The sequence below is a fragment of the Flavobacterium sp. J49 genome (assembly GCF_011742145.1).
In the GTDB taxonomy this organism is placed as follows: Bacteria; Bacteroidota; Bacteroidia; order Flavobacteriales; family Flavobacteriaceae; genus Flavobacterium.
In genome coordinates this window covers 367,432-384,005 of record NZ_JAAQQU010000104.1, presented here as the reverse complement: position 1 = coordinate 384,005, position 16,574 = coordinate 367,432, and the positions used below count along the sequence as shown (strand labels likewise).

At 36.5% G+C, this 16,574-nt stretch carries 15 protein-coding genes; 1 reads left to right on the top strand and 14 read right to left on the bottom strand.

What is annotated here, in order from left to right:
• Positions 1-25: 25 nt before the first annotated feature.
• From HA632_RS08245 to HA632_RS08185, 13 genes are all read right to left on the bottom strand, one after another.
• On the bottom strand, positions 26-2,533 hold the full coding sequence (locus tag HA632_RS08245; protein ID WP_176306714.1) for a DUF6311 domain-containing protein: 2,508 nt from the start codon (positions 2,531-2,533) through the stop codon (positions 26-28).
• Between the two features lie 79 nt (positions 2,534-2,612).
• Complete coding sequence (locus HA632_RS08240; protein WP_176306713.1) at positions 2,613-3,569, bottom strand: glycosyltransferase family 2 protein; 957 nt, start codon at positions 3,567-3,569, stop codon at positions 2,613-2,615.
• A 2-nt stretch (positions 3,570-3,571) separates the two neighbouring features.
• Positions 3,572-4,429: a dTDP-4-dehydrorhamnose reductase gene (gene rfbD / locus HA632_RS08235; protein WP_176306712.1), complete on the bottom strand. Its 858-nt coding sequence runs from the start codon at positions 4,427-4,429 to the stop codon at positions 3,572-3,574.
• Positions 4,417-4,974 carry a dTDP-4-dehydrorhamnose 3,5-epimerase gene (rfbC, locus tag HA632_RS08230; RefSeq protein ID WP_176306711.1) on the bottom strand — a complete coding sequence of 186 codons (558 nt, stop codon included), beginning with the start codon at positions 4,972-4,974 and terminating at the stop codon, positions 4,417-4,419. Before rfbC ends, rfbD begins: the two co-directional genes overlap by 13 nt.
• A complete protein-coding gene (gene rfbA / locus HA632_RS08225; protein WP_176306710.1) occupies positions 4,975-5,832 on the bottom strand; it encodes a glucose-1-phosphate thymidylyltransferase RfbA in 858 nt (285 codons plus the stop codon). It abuts the gene before it with no gap.
• 3 nt (positions 5,833-5,835) lie between these two features.
• Entirely contained in the window at positions 5,836-6,816 is a 981-nt protein-coding gene (locus HA632_RS08220; RefSeq protein WP_176306709.1) for a hypothetical protein, read from the bottom strand.
• Between the two features lie 6 nt (positions 6,817-6,822).
• A complete protein-coding gene (locus HA632_RS08215; RefSeq protein ID WP_176306708.1) occupies positions 6,823-8,514 on the bottom strand; it encodes a hypothetical protein in 1,692 nt (563 codons plus the stop codon).
• 42 nt (positions 8,515-8,556) lie between these two features.
• Positions 8,557-9,453: a carboxypeptidase-like regulatory domain-containing protein gene (locus tag HA632_RS08210; protein WP_176306707.1), complete on the bottom strand. Its 897-nt coding sequence runs from the start codon at positions 9,451-9,453 to the stop codon at positions 8,557-8,559.
• On the bottom strand, positions 9,454-10,326 hold the full coding sequence (locus tag HA632_RS08205) for a carboxypeptidase-like regulatory domain-containing protein (RefSeq protein ID WP_176306706.1): 873 nt from the start codon (positions 10,324-10,326) through the stop codon (positions 9,454-9,456).
• Positions 10,327-11,190, bottom strand: a complete 864-nt coding sequence (locus tag HA632_RS08200; RefSeq protein WP_176306705.1) for a carboxypeptidase-like regulatory domain-containing protein — start codon at positions 11,188-11,190, stop codon at positions 10,327-10,329.
• A gap of 7 nt (positions 11,191-11,197) precedes the next feature.
• Complete coding sequence (locus tag HA632_RS08195) at positions 11,198-12,685, bottom strand: GH3 auxin-responsive promoter family protein (RefSeq protein WP_176306704.1); 1,488 nt, start codon at positions 12,683-12,685, stop codon at positions 11,198-11,200.
• 2 nt (positions 12,686-12,687) lie between these two features.
• Positions 12,688-13,056: an SdpI family protein gene (locus HA632_RS08190; protein ID WP_176306703.1), complete on the bottom strand. Its 369-nt coding sequence runs from the start codon at positions 13,054-13,056 to the stop codon at positions 12,688-12,690.
• 1 nt (position 13,057) lies between these two features.
• Positions 13,058-13,927: a M23 family metallopeptidase gene (locus HA632_RS08185; protein ID WP_176306702.1), complete on the bottom strand. Its 870-nt coding sequence runs from the start codon at positions 13,925-13,927 to the stop codon at positions 13,058-13,060.
• Positions 13,928-14,067: 140 nt separating this feature from the next.
• Here HA632_RS08185 and HA632_RS08180 point away from each other — a divergent pair, with 140 nt between their 5' ends.
• Positions 14,068-14,268, top strand: coding sequence for a twin-arginine translocase TatA/TatE family subunit (locus tag HA632_RS08180; RefSeq protein WP_176306701.1), 201 nt, complete (start codon positions 14,068-14,070; stop codon positions 14,266-14,268).
• 81 nt (positions 14,269-14,349) lie between these two features.
• Here the strand turns inward: HA632_RS08180 and HA632_RS08175 are convergent, their stop codons facing one another.
• The gene (locus HA632_RS08175; RefSeq protein ID WP_176306700.1) at positions 14,350-16,473 is read right to left on the bottom strand and encodes a Tex family protein; all 2,124 of its coding nucleotides are present in this window, start codon (positions 16,471-16,473) and stop codon (positions 14,350-14,352) included.
• Positions 16,474-16,574: the final 101 nt, after the last annotated feature.

The window sequence follows — 16,574 nt, the reverse complement described above, 5'->3', positions numbered from 1 at the left end:
GTTCGACAAAGCCAATTTACAAAAGCTACTTTACTTCCAGAATCCGTTTAGAAGTGTATAGTGCTTCTGCATTAGTTACTTTGTTTTTTATCAGCAAAGCAACTTTGTATTCTCCTTTTGGAAGTTCTTTTAATTTCATCTTTGAAGCAAAGCCTGAGTTGTCGAAATTGTATTTGCTCTTGAAAAAAGCGGTTACATCCTTGCGCTGGCTTTTTTGCGTCGGTATACAGAAATTGCCTTTGGAACCAATAAATACAATACTAATTCCGTTATCTTTTGAATCTTGATTTTGGAATGCCGCCCAACCGCTAATAGAAACATAATCTTTTTTGACTTCAAAAAAATCAACATTTCCAATGGTTCCTTCAGATTTAGGTAGCTTTTTTAATGGTCCTGGCTTAACAAAGTCTTCTCTGCCAATATCAACAATGTTCCCTGTCGCTGAGAAAAACCATTTCCCGTCTCCACTTTTTATTGCCAATCCTAAATCATATTTCCCTTTTTTAAAGTTCCCGGCAAATACTGTAGCGTTAAAGCCCGCATTATCGAGATTTCCTTTATTGAATATTTCGTTAATATCCGGTCTTTTTATTGGCTTTGCCTTCATTAAATAGGTCTTAGAATTGTTTGAAACCGCAACAAAAATCGAATCTTTTTGGTTGTTATTTATCCCTTTTCGGAAAACCCAGCCGCTAATATTAATTACGGTTTGGGTGGCGTTTAACTCTTCAATATTGAATTGGAAGTCATCTTTAAAACCGGGTTTGTCAATTGGCTCTAAAACATTTGATTTGTTATATTGGTTGTAAACCGAATCGATTTTGGACTGGTCTTTTTTATCCAAAACAATTGGTGAAACACCTTTATTCTTTTTTGAATACAAAAGATAATAACCGTCCAAATAAGTTATGTTAGCTGTCTTATTGTGTAAAGCGACACTAAATGCATCTAAATATTTTGGTGCAGTTACCATTAATTCGTTCTCGAAAATAATACCTTGATTTAAATTGGTGTTCAATGAATCAATAAAACCATGGTTTTTCTCTAAATTTTCTCGAGCAGCATAACCCGCAGAAATAGCCTTGTTTGATTTCAAAGCTAAAAAACATAAGTCTTGATAATCCCAAGGTCTGAGTAAATTATTATTGAATGGCGGATAAGTAATAACCCTATCGAAATGCTTTAATAGATTTGACCATTTCTCATTAGACAACGGCGAAGTATATGTTCCGGATTTCAAATCACGATACAAATAAATTGTTTTTATATCATATAGTTGAATGAAAACGATAATGGCTATAACAGTGATTTTCAGTTTTTCATTGTATTTTGATTTTACGAAAAGCAGCAACGTTAAGAGCATTATCAAATAATATGCTACCCAGACGAATCTTCCGCTTGCCCTAAAAACACCACCCGCTTTCATTATGAATGAAGGAAGTGGATATTCCAAAAGGGTATTGCTTCCATAGGTTACTTTATTGGAAACGGCAAATAAGGAAAGTAAAATAACTAAAATCAACAAGGGTAAATTAGTTGTCTTAAGTTCAAGAACTGCCCCCCTTTTCTTCTTTGTAAATAACACGATTAAAGACATTCCTATCAAAATCATCATACCCAATCCCAAGTACATAAAGCCTTCATATTGAAAAGGCGTAACTTGCGGTAAGGCAGGGAAAATGGAGGAAAATCCACTGGAGTTGAAAAAGGAATTCAGATTAAAGCCATATAAACCATAACTGTTTTGCACTTCCAAATTCACAGAATCTGAAAAATCAACCATCCCAAAAACTGACCAGAGAATAAGTACTAAAAACAAGCTTACAATTGGATACACAAGAGCTCTTTTAAGGGATATAAGTTTATCGTAAAAATAGCTTTTGAAAGGCAATATAAAGTTAAATCCGATAATCATAAAACAAACATATGGACTTATCAAGGAGCTCAGTAGTAGCAAGTATACTTGCTTGTTATTTACCCCGATTACATTTGTTTTGTCAAGCGGTTTCAGATAATAATAGAGTGACCCTAAAATAAAAAAATGGCAACACAACGATGGATGCATTCCTCTGTAAATAAGCACCGGATTACAAGCGATTAAGATTACGCCTGCCAATATGTAAATTCCTTTTACATTGTATAGTTTGGCAATTTTGACAACAAATACTGCCAACATCAATTGACAAAACAACAACCAAGCGCCTAAAAACTGAAAATCATCCGGAAGTATACCTGAAAAAATTTTAAAAAATAAGGCCAATAATGGTATTGAGTCAAAATAACCAACATTGGTCCCAACCGGATAACAGAGATTCTCCATTTGTCCAAGGGGAAATGTCCAAGGTTCATTTCGGTAAAAAGCCCAGCCTAAATAATGGGTTCCCCAATCGTGATGAGCGTCAAGCAACCAAGCGATATTGGTTGGTAACACGACATCCAAACCATAAGAAATTTGAAAAAAAATCAGTACGATTACAAAAGAAAATAGATAAATTTTTGTGTGTTTATCATCAAAAAAGGCTTTGATTTTCATTAATTGATTAATTGGGGATTAGTGTACAATAGTCTTTATTCTCTCTTAATATTTCAATGAATTTCATAGTCTGTTTTTTTTACTTGCCCAAAGGTTTTTCTTCTTGGTCCTGAATCAATTTATCAATGACAAATAATGGTCTGTTTCTAACTTGATTGTAAATTCTCAACACGTATTCTCCTATCAATCCTAAAGAAATCATCTGTACGCCGCTAAATAAAATAATCGCCAAAATGGTTGCTGTGAACCCTTGTGGCACGTCATTGTAATAAAACTTTCGGTACAAGTTGTAAGCAAAATAAATTAAGGAAAAAACGACTGTTATAAATCCAAGTCTGGTAATGATTTTCACCGGGAAATCGCTAAAGTTAAAAATCCCGTTGAACGCCAATTCAAACAATTTTGTCCAGCTGTATTTGGTTTCGCCGGCTTGTCTTTCATCACGGTTGTATTCGTAACCAATTTGTTTAAATCCAACCCACGCGCGCATGCCTCTTAAATATCGACTTTGCTCCGGCATCGCATTCATGGTGTCAACCACTCGTCGGCTTAGCATTGAAAAATCACCGCTGTCAATTGGGATATTAAAACTAGATATCTTTTTTTGTAATCTGTAATAAGTGGAATAAGCCAATTTTTTCAAAAAACCTTCTTTTCTGTTTTTTCTAATGGCGTAAATAACATCATAACCGTCTGATAAGAGCGCGTAAAATTCGTTCACTAATTCCGGCGGATCTTGCAAGTCTCCATCAATAATCATCGCGCCTTTTCCTCCTCTGACATTCATCAATCCGGCACTTACGGCTAACTGATGGCCATGGTTCCTTGACAATATAATTCCAGTAAAACGAGAATCTGCTTTACAAGTTTTTTCAATTAGTTTCTCTGTATCATCCGTGCTCCCGTCATTGATTAAAATAACTTCACAAGAAAATTGGGTAGCATTAATGACATTAGTAATTCTTTGGACTAACTGTTCAAATACTTTTTCCTCGTTATAAAGCGGAACTATAATTGAGATATCAAATCTTGTCATGATTAACCTTGATGTTCTTTTAAACTTGTTATCCAATCTTGAATGTTAATTCCAAAAACTTCTTTAATTTTTCGTTTATCCAAAACACTAAACTTTGGCCGTTTTGCGGGTGTTGGAAAACCTGAAGTAGGAATTGGTTGTAAATTTATTCGAATATTATTGATTTCAAATATTTTTTGGGCAAATTCGTACCAAGAACATTGCCCTTCATTACTGTAATTGTAAATGCCGAAGTTGTCGGCTGTCGGTTGTTGGTTGTCGGTTAAAATGATTTTAATCAAAACCGTTGCTAAATCAACCGCATTCGTTGGTGTTCCGATTTGGTCATTGACCACAGAAAGACTATCTCTTTCCGAAGCCAAACGCAACATGGTTTTCATGAAGTTATTACCAAACTGAGAATAAACCCAAGAAGTTCTAATGATAAAGTGCTTTTCCCAAGTTTGTTGAATAGCGATTTCGCCCTCCATTTTTGTTTGCCCGTAAACACCTGTCGAATTAGCTAAGTCTTCTTCGGTATAAGGCGATTTTTTGTTGCCGTCAAAAACAAAATCGGTAGAGATATGAAGCAAGACAGTATTGAACTCTTTACAAACCTCAGCTAAATTTTTAGCGCCAATTGCATTGATTAAATGTGCTTTTTGAGGTTCGATTTCCGCTTTGTCAACTGCTGTATAAGCTGCTGTATTGATACAATATTGGGGTTTGTATTTTGAAAAGGCCGCTCTGCATTGCTCCAAATTGGTGATGTCTAACTCACTTGATGGGCAGAACAAAAAGTCAATCTCAGGATATTGGTGTGCAATATATTGCAAACTTTGACCTAATTGTCCGGTGCTTCCGGTGACTAAAATGACCATACTGTTTCGGCTTTTTCCAAATTAGGTTGGATTCTGTCTTTTTCAGAAATGATTAAGTTTTCGGAAGGGAAATTCCAGTCAATATTGATGGTTTTGTCATTATAAATAACGCCGGCCTCACTTTCTTTGTTATAAAAATTATCACATTTATAGAAAAAAACAGCCGTATTACTCGTCACCAAAAATCCGTGGGCAAAACCTCTCGGCACAAAAAACTGTCTTTGGTTTTCTCCGCTTAAAATCACCGATTCATATTGACCATAGGTTGGGGAATTCGGTCTCAAATCAACGGCTACATCCAACACTTCACCTTGCAAAACCCTAACCAATTTAGCTTGTGCATGCACTCCGGTTTGGTAATGCAAGCCGCGCAAAACTCCTTTGGAAGAATAGGATTGGTTGTCTTGCACAAAATGAACCTCTTGGCCAATGCCTTTTTGAAAAGTCTTTTCATTGAAGCTTTCCATAAAATAACCTCTTTCATCGAGAATTATTTTGGGCTCAATGATAAAACAACCTTCGAGTTTTGTTGGGATAAAATTCATTTAAATTAAACTTAATAAATGATTGCCATAACCACTTTTTAATAACGGTTGGGCTAATTTTTTTAACTGTTTATCATCGATGAAACCCATTCTGTAAGCCGCTTCTTCAATGGCGCCTATTTTTAATCCTTGTCGTTCTTCTATAACCTGAACAAACTGGCTGGCTTGCATTAAAGAGTTAAACGTTCCGGTATCTAACCAAGCCGTTCCTCTGTCGAGTATGCTTACTTTGAGTTTCCCTCTGGTAAGGTACTCTTTATTAACATCGGTAATTTCTAATTCTCCTCGGTGACTTGGTTGTATATTGGACGCAATTTCTACAACATCATTGTCATAAAAATAAATGCCGGGCACAGCATAATTTGACTTGGGTTTTTCGGGTTTTTCCTCAATAGACAATACATTACCATGAGCATCAAAATCTACCACACCATAACGTTCCGGATCGTGAACGTGGTAAGCATAAATGACACCGCCATCGGGATTGTTGTTGGCCAAAAGCAATTCGGAAAGTCCGGTGCCGTAAAATATATTATCGCCCAAAACCAAAGCTACTTTGTCGTTACCTATAAACTCTTTTCCGATGATAAAGGCCTCGGCCAAACCATTGGGATTTTCCTGAACGGCATATTCAAACCGACAACCTAAACTGGTACCATCGCCCAATAACTGTCTGAAAAGCGGCAAGTCATGTGGCGTTGAAATGATTAATATTTCTCGAATTCCTGCCCACATTAAGGTTGACAACGGATAATAAATCATCGGTTTGTCATAAATGGGCATTAGTTGCTTGCTCACGGCCAACGTTAAGGGATGTAATCTTGTTCCTGAACCGCCCGCTAATATAATTCCTTTCATAAATTAACTGTTCAGTTTGGCCATTTGGTATTGGTAAAAGGATTTTAAAAGTCCGACCAAAACAAAAAGTCCGATGAATAAAACCGGTAAAATTAATTTCATTTTCCCGTTTATGGCTTTGTTGTTTCTAATGTTTAGTGCCGTACTGTTTTCCTTGACTATTTTATCCAAGTTAATCAATTCTAAACGATGATTTCCTTGTTCTGTGATCAAATTATCTTTGGTTTTGATTACCTCATCCAATTGGGAGTTTTCGTTGTAGTAAACCAGTTTGTCACTTTTTTGCGAACCGTTCAAGGTACCGTTAAAAGTATTTAAGAACCCGTTAATTTGAGCAATAATAGAGTCGTTTTCAACCATTTTCACTTTGATATTGTTTAAATATTCCTTTTGAACTTTGGCGAAATATTCTGAGTCATTAAGGTAGTTAAGCAATGGAGAGACCGTATTTTCATTGGAAATTTTCTTGTCCGTCACAAATGTAATAGAATGAAAAGGATAGTTTTTACTGGTCAAACTTTCTTCTACTATCTTCTTGATGTCGCCATCTTCAGCCATTAATTTTATCAATTCAAAATTCTGTGCTTTGTTATCGATAAATTTATAGACGTCTGTTATGGGTTTTATTTCAATTTTTTTAATCGTTTTAGGTTCTTTTATTTGCACCACTTTTTTCAAGAAAACAGTATCGCCTTCTTCTATCTTGGAGTTGATTAAGTCAATTTTAGCATACAAATAATCGGTTGACCCAAAATTAGGCATTACAATAACCTGATTGTCATAAGCTTTTGAGGTCCTGTCTAAATAAAAACCCAATCCGGCTCCTAGTACAAATAAGATTCCGACCCAAATGCTGTTTCTTTTAAAGAACAAAAAGCCTTTGAAAATTTGGGTAGAAATGTTTTCAAAAAAGCCTCCTATTTTTTTAGAAACCAACGATAAATCTATTTCTTGGTTATCATTGTTTTGAGGTGTTGCGCTCATAAAAATTTATTTAACGTTAAAAATTTGTTCTAATATTTTAATAGTAATCAAATACGTTGGCTTTACTCCAGTAGTACCCAATCCGCCCGATGCCAATGTGCTTCCGGTTTCCAAAGGATTATCAGAAGCATAATAAGCATATCGTACTTTTACATTCGGGTGAATGCTCTTTCTGATTTTAGAGGCTGATTGTATCGCTTTTTGATAATAAGCGCCTTCCATTTCGAGACCTATCACTTCCCAGGTTGATTCGTGGAAAAACTTCAGTAAATCTTTGTTTTGGAGTGATGTTCCCAACACCGTAACCATTGGTCCCGAATAAACCGGAATATCGTTTCCGTCAAACATCTTGGCGGTCAATTCGTTTTCAAAAGGATAATTGTCTGCTGTGCCTTCATTGATGTGCGCCGAAGGAATCATGATATCGCCTTTTCCTCCTTCCAAAATTCCGGCTTTACCCATGATGGATACCGATTCAACTTTTAGAAAAGTTTTGTTTTTTCCTTCTTTGTAAGGTTTCAATAATTCATCTATCGTTTCAAAAGCCTGCTCGCCAAAAGCATAATCCATGACAATCAGTACAGGACTTTCTTTGCCGATTTTAGCGTTTGGAAAACTTGATTTGGCCCAATCAATTTTGGCCGTGTCAAAAATCTGAACATCGATGTTAGTTCCTGATTGGTCGGGCAAAGAAATCATACCGTGTTTTACGGCAAACTCTTCCACTTTATTTCTAACAGGATCTGCACCCGATTTACTCAATTCTTCATAAATAAAGAAATCCGATTTGTCTTTGAACTTGGTTTTCAAAACCGTAGTAGCAAAAATGGAATTCATCACGCTGTGCATGTTGGCACTGATAATGTGAATCGGTCTTTCTAATAAATTATTGGCTTTCAAGGTTTCTTTGATGGTGGTGGCCCAAATTTCACCGTGTATGTGATGCCCTAATCTTTCTCTTAAAATCGGGCTGAACGTAATGGTTCTTTTGTTGTTGTCAACAATTTCCTCGATGGCTAATTTGCCTAACCAATAAATGACGTGTAGAAATCTATCCGGTTTTTCTTTGGTGCCAAAAGCGTCATAAATATCCAACACTTCCGAAAAACTTCTGCCCAAAACATTGGCGGCATGTGAAATCGCCACTTCTTTTTCCGACTGGGTAAACTTCTTATTTTGTAAAACCGCTTGCTCTAATTTTTGCCAATCACGTGTAAGCTCAACATTGCCTTCGTCTAACAAAACGCGGTCTTTGATTTTGTGTGATTCGATAAAAATAAAAGTCAAATGCGTTAAAATATCATAAATGTCTGAGCGCCCACGGGTAATTTCCACGTTCATTTGCTCTTCATCTATGCGATAACAATTTCTTCTTCTCTTGGGTGGAACTATCGCTTGAAAATGCGATTTGGAATACCCTTCATCCGAAGTTAAGTTGATAAAACGACATTCTTCAATGCCTACCGGAAGTCTTTCAATCACGTAAAGCAAACCGTTGAGCTCTACTTTTTCTTCGGCTATACTGCCGTAAATTTCCGGTCTCAGAGACAATAAAGCTTCTCTTAATGTTTCCCCTGAAACACCCATGGGTTTATAAAAACCTCTGTTGAATAAATGTCTCATGGTAATGTACAATCGTTCGATAGCTGCCGACGATTCTTGCGCTCTGGAGCGCGAAATGTTTTTAATTTCTTTCATTAAATTGTTTTTACTAACCTGCAAATATAGGTTTTTTGTCGTTTAGTTGGTCAGTACTAGGTTGATTGCGGGTTCGTATCCTTTGACTTTTCCTTTTATTCCGTTGGATTCCATTGCCTGTTTTTGCCACTTTCCTCCCGAAAAAGTAAACAACGCTTCTCTTTCTACATAGTTGTAGAGGATAAACGGGTAATAAATTTTCTGTATTTGTATGGTTTTAGTATTCTGGTCTGTAACAGTTTTTTCCTTCTTGTTTTTTTCAATCATCAGTTTTTCAAAACCCACAAAAAGTCCGGCTTTTGGCATGACCAAATTATAATCAGACAAGTCAATTTTATTATGTCTGGTGCCATATTTAACCGAAACGATTAAGTCCTTTTTTAGCATTTCTTCTCCCGGAAAACCATTGGCGTCAACTCGGTAAAAACGAATTTTAACTGTCGCATCTTCTATTCTGCTGTCCGTATTAAGCATTATTTTTTTGATGTACTTTGTTTTTTGATAAGCTGAGTTATAAGGGAAATATTTAACGTCTATTCTTGGTCCGTTATCAAAAGCCTGAGCAACGGTGTTTTCCGTTTGACCAATGACCATTTGTTTGGTTCCGATGCTGTTTGAAATAATGACTTCGTCCAAATCAAACGCTTTTGAGCTCAAAAAAACTGCTGTGGCTTGGGAAGCTTTAATGGTTTTCTTTTCATAACCCAAAGCCGAAAAAATCAGGTTTTTATCAGAAGCGACATTGATGGAAAAAGTCCCATCTTCTTCCGAAGTCGTTGCGATGTTTTCATTTTCGACCCAAATATTGACATACGGAATCGGTTGTCCTGATAAACTGTCTTTGACGACGCCTTTAACTTCATTGCGTTCGGCTATACCTCGGGTGGTTTGAGCGGAAAGTGAGATTGAAAACAAAAATAAAAATAAAAATGACTTCATTTAGTTTGAGAGTATGAGGTTTATGGCCGGCATCATGACCTTATTTGACCATGGTTCCTTGCTCTTCTTTTCAATAAGGAATATTTTGCTTCTAATCCATTTACCTCTAGAATAGGTAAACGCATTTTCTTTATCAGAATAATTGACCACCAATGATGGTGCGTAATCTTCAAGTTTCACCAATTTTTTTGTTTTAGAATCTTTGTATTCAAAATCAGCCCTGTTTTCTTCAATAATCATCCATTCTAAGCCAATCACGATGCCTTTTTCGGGAAATAAGAGATTGTATTTGGAAACATCTATTACATTTCGTTTCATACCTTTATTAACCTTGACAATCAAGTCTTCATTTATTAGGTCATTTCCGGGAATAGAATCGTTGAACTCGAAAATCCTGATTTTTAGCTTAGCGCCTTTTTTATCGCTGTCTGAATAAAAGACAATCTTTTTTAGAAACGGTGTTTTTTTGTAAATAGTATCTTGTTCGAATAATTTACCGTAAATCCAGGGTTTGTCTCCTGATAACTGTCGGTGGTGTATTCTTTGCGCATCGCCGATTTCAATTTCTTTATCTTGTTTTCTTTTGGAAATGACTACTTCTCTTAAATTATAAATAGCGGTTACTAAAATTACTTTCTCTCCGTCTTTTACAGTAGTCTTTTTTACTTCAAATCCAACGGAAGAAAAAACAAGTGTCTTGTCTTCAGAAATATTCATTATAAAAGCTCCATTCTCATCCGAAGTTGTTCCGATATTTTCATTTTCAACCCAAATATTGACGTACGGAATTGGTTTGTTGTTTTCATCAACGACAATGCCTTTTGTTTGGGCGGAAAGTGACAAAAAAGAAAATAAAGCGAAGAAAAATTTCATTTAGTTTGAGAGTTTCATTTTTAAGGCAATTTCTACGTTTCCATATCTTATTGAACGAGGACTTCCGTCACGGTTGAGTAGTAAAAGTGATTCACTTCCCGGAAAAAAACCTTTGATAGATGGTTCATAAGCATATCCTTTTTGACTTCCTTTTTCCCCTTTTACGGTATAACTATACTCATATTTGTTTTGTTCTAATTTTAGATATTCAAAACCTACTATTATTCCTTCTTCGGGAATTTTAATGTTGTATTTTGTTAAATCTACAATATTATTATTTTTCCCTTTTTTTATAGATACCAAAATGTCTTCTTCTACCTCATCTTCCGTAGGGAATCCTTCTTTATTCACCTTGAAAATCCTAATTCTCAATAAAACATTTTTTAGTCTCGAACCGGTAACAAATTCGATTGACTTAATAAAAGGATGTTCTTTTATTCTTTCATTAGATTTTATAAATTTTGCCCAAACATGAACATTCTCTTGTCCAGTATTGGTAACGCCCGAATTTAATTTTATACCCGAAAAATCCCCAATCACTATTTCACTTGTCTCTTTTTTTCTTTCAACAACAACTTCATTAAGTTCTAAAGCTTTTGAATGCAATACGACTACGGTGAGATTTGTGGATAAAATAATTTTAGTTTCAAAGCCTAAGGCCGAAAAAACGAGGTTTTTTGTTTCTTTTAACAGTAATGAAAAAGTACCGTCTTCTTCTGCCGTTGTTCCGATATTTTCATTTTCCACCCAAATATTCACATACGGAATTGGTTTGTCTTTTTCGTCAACAACGATACCCTTGATTTGAGCATTTGCAGAAAAACACAGTAAAATCAACCAAAGGAAAAGTCTTTTTTCTTGCATCTTTCTTCTATTTTCTACTAAAAAAATCCGCTATTTTTCTATCATTGGCCAATCTTGGTAATTTGTTTTGTCCGCCGAGTTTCCCGATGGATTTCATATAGTCTTGAAAGCCGTTTTGGGCGACTTTGGTAATGACAAGCGTTCGCAACACATTACCCACAATCAAATCGTCGTAATAGGTGTTTTGTTGGCGCATGGCTTGGTCAATTCTCAACGCAAAATCTTCTAAATTATCAGGTTCATTTTCAAACTCGATAAACCATTCGTGGTAAGGCAATCCTTCGCTTGGCGTGATTTGTGGTGCGACGGTAAATTCATTCACCCGAACAGTTGTTCCTTGCATGGCTTCTTGTAAAGCGCTTTCGACTTCCTTGCCAATCACATGTTCGCCAAAAGCCGAAATATAATGTTTAATCCTTCCGGAAACGATGACGCGATATGGTTTCAAACAGGTAAACTGAACCGTGTCGCCGATGTTATAAGCCCACAATCCGGCATTGGTGGAAATGATTAAAACGTAATTGATGCCTAATTCGACTTCACCTATGGTATATCGTCTAGGTTTTTCGGTGAAAAATTCATCGGCTTTGACAAATTCGTAGAAAATACCCGAATTCAACAACAACAACATGCCCTTTTCTTTTTGGGAATCCTGGTACGCAAAAAAACCTTCTGACGCCGGAAACAATTCGATAGAATCTACTTTTCTCCCGATTAGGTTTTCAAATTTGGCACGATACGGTTCGTAATTGACGCCGCCGTAAATAAACAAATTGAAGTTCTTGAAAATATCGCCTACGGGTTTTCCTCCTTTTTGCTGAAGCTTTTCAAAATACATTTGCACCCAAGAAGGAATCCCTGAAATCACCGTCATGTTTTCGTTAAACGTTTCCTCTACAATCGCATCTACTTTGGTTTCCCAATCTTCGATACAATTGGTTTCCCAGCTTGGCATGCGGTTTTTTTGGAGATATTTTGGCACAAAATGCGCTACAATCCCGGAAAGCCTTCCGAGTTTGATGCCGTTTTTTTCTTCTAAAATTGGGCTGCCTTGCAGGAAAATCATTTTACCGTCAACGAAATCAGCTTTCCCGGTTTCGTGTATGTAACTTAAAATGGCGTTTCGCGCGGCTTGAATATGAAACGGCATGGATTCTTTAGTGAGCGGAATGTATTTTGCCCCGGAAGTTGTTCCGGATGTTTTGGCAAAATAAATGGGTTTGCCTTTCCAAAGTATGTTTTCTTCGCCTTTCACCACTTGGTCTACATAAGGTCGCAATTCCTCGTAATCTCTTATAGGCACTCTGGCCGCAAAGTCTTGAAAGGTTTTGATGTTGGCAAAATCATGGTCGTTGCCAAAGACCGTAAATTTGGCTTTGCCAATTAAACCCTCTAAGACTTTTTGTTGGGTTTCCACAGGTTTTGAAGCCCAAGCTTGGACTTTTTTATGGACTTTTTTGGCTAATAATTTGGCGGCTATTGATTTTATAGACATGATTAAACGTTTGGAAAATTCTTTCTAATGGCTTTTTCAGTCGAAATAAATAAGTAAATAACGGCGGCTGTTATGAATACAATTCCAAAAACTATTTGCAAAAATTCATCTTGTGGGTTTAAAAATACATTGACAAAGGAAATAAGCATTAAAAACAAACCCGCTTGAATCATTTTTATTCCTGAATACCTTTGGGCAAAATCCCAAACTTCTTGGTTTTTCATAGAAGCTGTCGTTCGATAACCGTATAAATAATTGATTTTCTTGGGTGGAAATTTCAAAGTGATTAAAGCCGTAATCAAAAAAATGAATCCCACTAAAAAGGAAATAAACAAAGTGTTTTCTATAAAGTAAATTAATGTTTCTTCCATATTATTCAAAGGCTATAAAAATCGTTGGGTCAATTGGGTAACCGTCTTTCCACAGTTCAAAATGCAAATGCACTCCGGTTGATTCTTGTCCGGTTGAACCTGCTAAGGCTATAACCTCACCGGTTCTTACATCATTGCCTTGTTCTTTAGTTAAAGAAGCGGCGTGTTTATAAACTGAAATAAAACCGTTATTATGTCTTATGATTACTACGTTTCCTGTGCTTGGTGTCCAATCAGCAAAAATGACGGTTCCGGCCAAAACGGCTTTTATTGGTGTGTTTTTGGCCAAAGCCACATCAACGGCATAATGCTTTTCTTTGGGGTTAAACTTCTCGGTAATCATTCCTTTTGCCGGTGGAAAAAACACTACACTCACCTTAGGTTTGGCTTTTTCAAAAAGATTGTATTTGTCCTCTCGAGCCACTTGTTCTCTTAGCAATAAATCGGCTTCTGTGGGTTGTAAATTTTCTTCAGATATCGTTTCAATATTGGTGGCGGTAATAGAATCTTTACTGAATTTGGCATAATCCAAATCACCCGTCAAAATCTTTTTAATAGATGCAATGTAAGCTTCATTTTTCTTTAAGGCGTTGCTTAAGGAATCGGATTTTAGGGCTAATTCTGTTGCGTCTCTTTTTAATTTGGTAGAAGCATAACCCGGAATATATTCGCGAAGAGGTGTAAAAGCAATGATGTAAGTGGTGATAAAAATAATCAACAAAGCACCGATTGTGGCTACTACAAAGACATTCATCAACGTCAAACGCAAAGAAAAGACTTCTTCAAAGGTTTCTTCATTCAGGATAACCAACCGGTTTTTCGTGAATAATTTTTTCTTGATGATTTTACGCTTAAGCCGTTTTTCGGACATTGGTATTTGATTATACCACAAATATAGAAATTAAATCTGCTTAAGAATTCATAATGTTTAACGTTCTTTAGCGCTAAAACGTAACCAGCTATTAATTTATTTTCTACATTTGCCAAATATTAAATCTAATTTCAGAAATCATGAACTTTTTAACAATATTCTTAGGCGAATTTGGAATGCCTCAAATTCTTTTGGTTTTGGCTGTTATTTTATTACTTTTTGGAGGTAAAAAGATTCCGGAACTGATGAAAGGTTTGGGTAGCGGAGTGAAAGAATTCAAAAAAGCGGCTAAAGACGATACAACAGAGCCTAAAAAAGAAGAGGATTCTACTAAGGAGTAAACTCTTTTATCCCGAAGCTTCGGGAGCAATAGTAAAAATCCCAAATTCCGACAATTAATCGGTGTTTGGGATTTTTTATTTTTAGAAAACCATCGTCAGCTGAATGCGTTTTCGCTCTTCATCAACTTCAACAACTTTTACCTGAACGTGTTGGTGTAATTTAACCACTTCATTCACATCGGAAACAAACCCTTCTTTGAGTTGGGAAATGTGGACCAATCCGCTTTCCTTAATTCCGATATCAACAAAACAGCCGAAAGCTGTAATATTATTGACAATTCCCGGTAATATCATTCCCGAGCGAACGTCTTTTATGGTTTTGACATTGGCATCAAATTCGAAAACTTTCGCCGCTTTTCTTGGATCGAGTCCGGGCTTTTCGAGCTCTTTTAAAATGTCTTTGATGCCCAAAATTCCAATTTCGGAAGTGACATAAGTTTCAGGTTTTATCAAACTGATTTTGTCTTTTTTGCCAATCAATTCCGCAGTTTTTAAGCCTAAATCTTTCGCCATTTTTTCTACTATTGGGTAAGCTTCCGGATGTACGGCTGAATTATCTAGTGGATTTTTTCCATCTTTGATTCGGATAAACGCGGCGGCTTGTTGGTAAGCTTTATCACCCAATCTTGGGACTTTCTTGAGTTGCTTTCTGTCTTCAAAAGGACCATTTTCACTGCGGAAAGCGACGATGTTTTCTGCCATTTTTTCGCCAATTCCGGAGACATAGCTCAGTAATGATTTACTCGCCGTATTGATGTTAATACCGACAGAATTCACGCAACGAACTACGACCGTATCCAATTCTTCTTTAAGTTTAGTTTGATCAACATCATGTTGGTATTGTCCAACGCCGATTGATTTGGCATCAATTTTTACCAATTCGGCCAGCGGATCGGAAAGTCTTCTTCCTATGGAAACCGAACCACGAACCGTTACGTCAAAATTTGGAAATTCATCTCTAGCAATTTTGCTTGCAGAATACACCGATGCTCCGGCTTCGGAAACCACAAAAACTTGTACCGGTTTATCGAAAGCAATCTTTTTGATAAAGAATTCGGTTTCGCGACTTGCCGTTCCGTTACCGATGGAAATCGCTTCAATGTTGTAGGCATTGACCATCGATTTGATTTTTTTGATCGCCATCGCAGTTTCGTTTTGCGGTTGGTGCGGATAAATAGTTTCGTTGTATAACAAATCTCCTTTTTCATCCAAACAAACCGCTTTACAACCACTTCGGTAACCCGGATCGATGGCTAAAATTCGCTTTTCACCTAATGGCGGCGCTAACAAAAGCTGGCCCAAATTCCCGGCAAACACTTCAATCGCTTTGGCATCGGCTTTGGCTTTGGCTTCTTGCAGTGTTTCGTTGGAAATCGCCGGTTCTAACAATCTTTTGTAACTGTCTTTGATGGCCAACCGCAATTGGTCTGCCGTTTCTCTGTTGTTTTTTATGGTATTGTTTTCGATAAATTCGATAGCTTCTTCTTTCTCGATTTCAACGTTTAATTTGACAAAACCTTCGGCTTCGGCGCGCAACATGGCCAATAATCGATGCGATGGCGCTTTGGAAATCGGTTCGGCCCAATCAAAATATTGGGAGAATTTTTGTGCCGCTTCGTCGTCTTTTTTAGTTTTGACCACTTTGGTTTCAACCATTGCTTTACGCTGAAACATTCGACGTAAATTTTTTCGGATGTAGATGTTTTCGTTGATCCATTCGGCTATAATGTCGCGCGCACCTTGTAAAGCCTCGTCTTCATTTGGTACTTTGCCATTCAAATATTTAGAGGCGATAAACTCAATATCATCGCTATTTTGTGCCATGATAATTTTAGCCAATGGCTCCAACCCGTTTTCTCTAGCGACATCGGCACGGGTTTTTTTCTTCTTTTTAAAAGGCAAATACAAATCTTCTATTTCCTGCAAATCGAAACTGTTTTCGATTTTGCTTTTTAGTTCCGAAGTCAGTTGTCCTTGTTCCTCAATGGCTTTTAAAACGCTGTCTTTTCGTTTCTGGATTTCGTCAAATTGTTTGGAAAGTTTGGCAATGTTTTCAATGACTACTTCATCCAAGTTTCCGGTTTGGTCTTTTCGGTAACGAGAAATAAAAGGGATTGTGCAATCTTCGGATAATAGTTTTAAAGTGGCTTCAATGCTTTTGGGCGCAGCCGTAACTTGGTTTTGAATGAATTGTATGTTAGTCATTTTTGTATATTTGGCTAAATCTCCTGCAATGATAAAATATTTTTTTCTGCGGATTCTATTATTGATTGTACTTTGTTTGGTAAGTATTATTTTCTTCCTCG

What these genes read in the sequence shown, in the direction of transcription:
- HA632_RS08240 (WP_176306713.1), bottom strand. Translation starts at nt 3,569, where the DNA reads ATGACAAGATTTGATATCTCAATTATAGTTCCGCTTTATAACGAGGAA.
- HA632_RS08195 (WP_176306704.1), bottom strand. Translation starts at nt 12,685, where the DNA reads ATGTCTATAAAATCAATAGCCGCCAAATTATTAGCCAAAAAAGTCCAT.
- HA632_RS08220 (WP_176306709.1), bottom strand. Translation starts at nt 6,816, where the DNA reads ATGAGCGCAACACCTCAAAACAATGATAACCAAGAAATAGATTTATCG.
- HA632_RS08200 (WP_176306705.1), bottom strand. Translation starts at nt 11,190, where the DNA reads ATGCAAGAAAAAAGACTTTTCCTTTGGTTGATTTTACTGTGTTTTTCT.
- HA632_RS08175 (WP_176306700.1), bottom strand. Translation starts at nt 16,473, where the DNA reads ATGACTAACATACAATTCATTCAAAACCAAGTTACGGCTGCGCCCAAA.
- HA632_RS08245 (WP_176306714.1), bottom strand. Translation starts at nt 2,533, where the DNA reads ATGAAAATCAAAGCCTTTTTTGATGATAAACACACAAAAATTTATCTA.
- rfbD (WP_176306712.1), bottom strand. Translation starts at nt 4,429, where the DNA reads ATGGTCATTTTAGTCACCGGAAGCACCGGACAATTAGGTCAAAGTTTG.
- rfbC (WP_176306711.1), bottom strand. Translation starts at nt 4,974, where the DNA reads ATGAATTTTATCCCAACAAAACTCGAAGGTTGTTTTATCATTGAGCCC.
- HA632_RS08215 (WP_176306708.1), bottom strand. Translation starts at nt 8,514, where the DNA reads ATGAAAGAAATTAAAAACATTTCGCGCTCCAGAGCGCAAGAATCGTCG.
- HA632_RS08205 (WP_176306706.1), bottom strand. Translation starts at nt 10,326, where the DNA reads ATGAAATTTTTCTTCGCTTTATTTTCTTTTTTGTCACTTTCCGCCCAA.
- HA632_RS08180 (WP_176306701.1), top strand. Translation starts at nt 14,068, where the DNA reads ATGAACTTTTTAACAATATTCTTAGGCGAATTTGGAATGCCTCAAATT.
- rfbA (WP_176306710.1), bottom strand. Translation starts at nt 5,832, where the DNA reads ATGAAAGGAATTATATTAGCGGGCGGTTCAGGAACAAGATTACATCCC.
- HA632_RS08185 (WP_176306702.1), bottom strand. Translation starts at nt 13,927, where the DNA reads ATGTCCGAAAAACGGCTTAAGCGTAAAATCATCAAGAAAAAATTATTC.
- HA632_RS08190 (WP_176306703.1), bottom strand. Translation starts at nt 13,056, where the DNA reads ATGGAAGAAACATTAATTTACTTTATAGAAAACACTTTGTTTATTTCC.
- HA632_RS08210 (WP_176306707.1), bottom strand. Translation starts at nt 9,453, where the DNA reads ATGAAGTCATTTTTATTTTTATTTTTGTTTTCAATCTCACTTTCCGCT.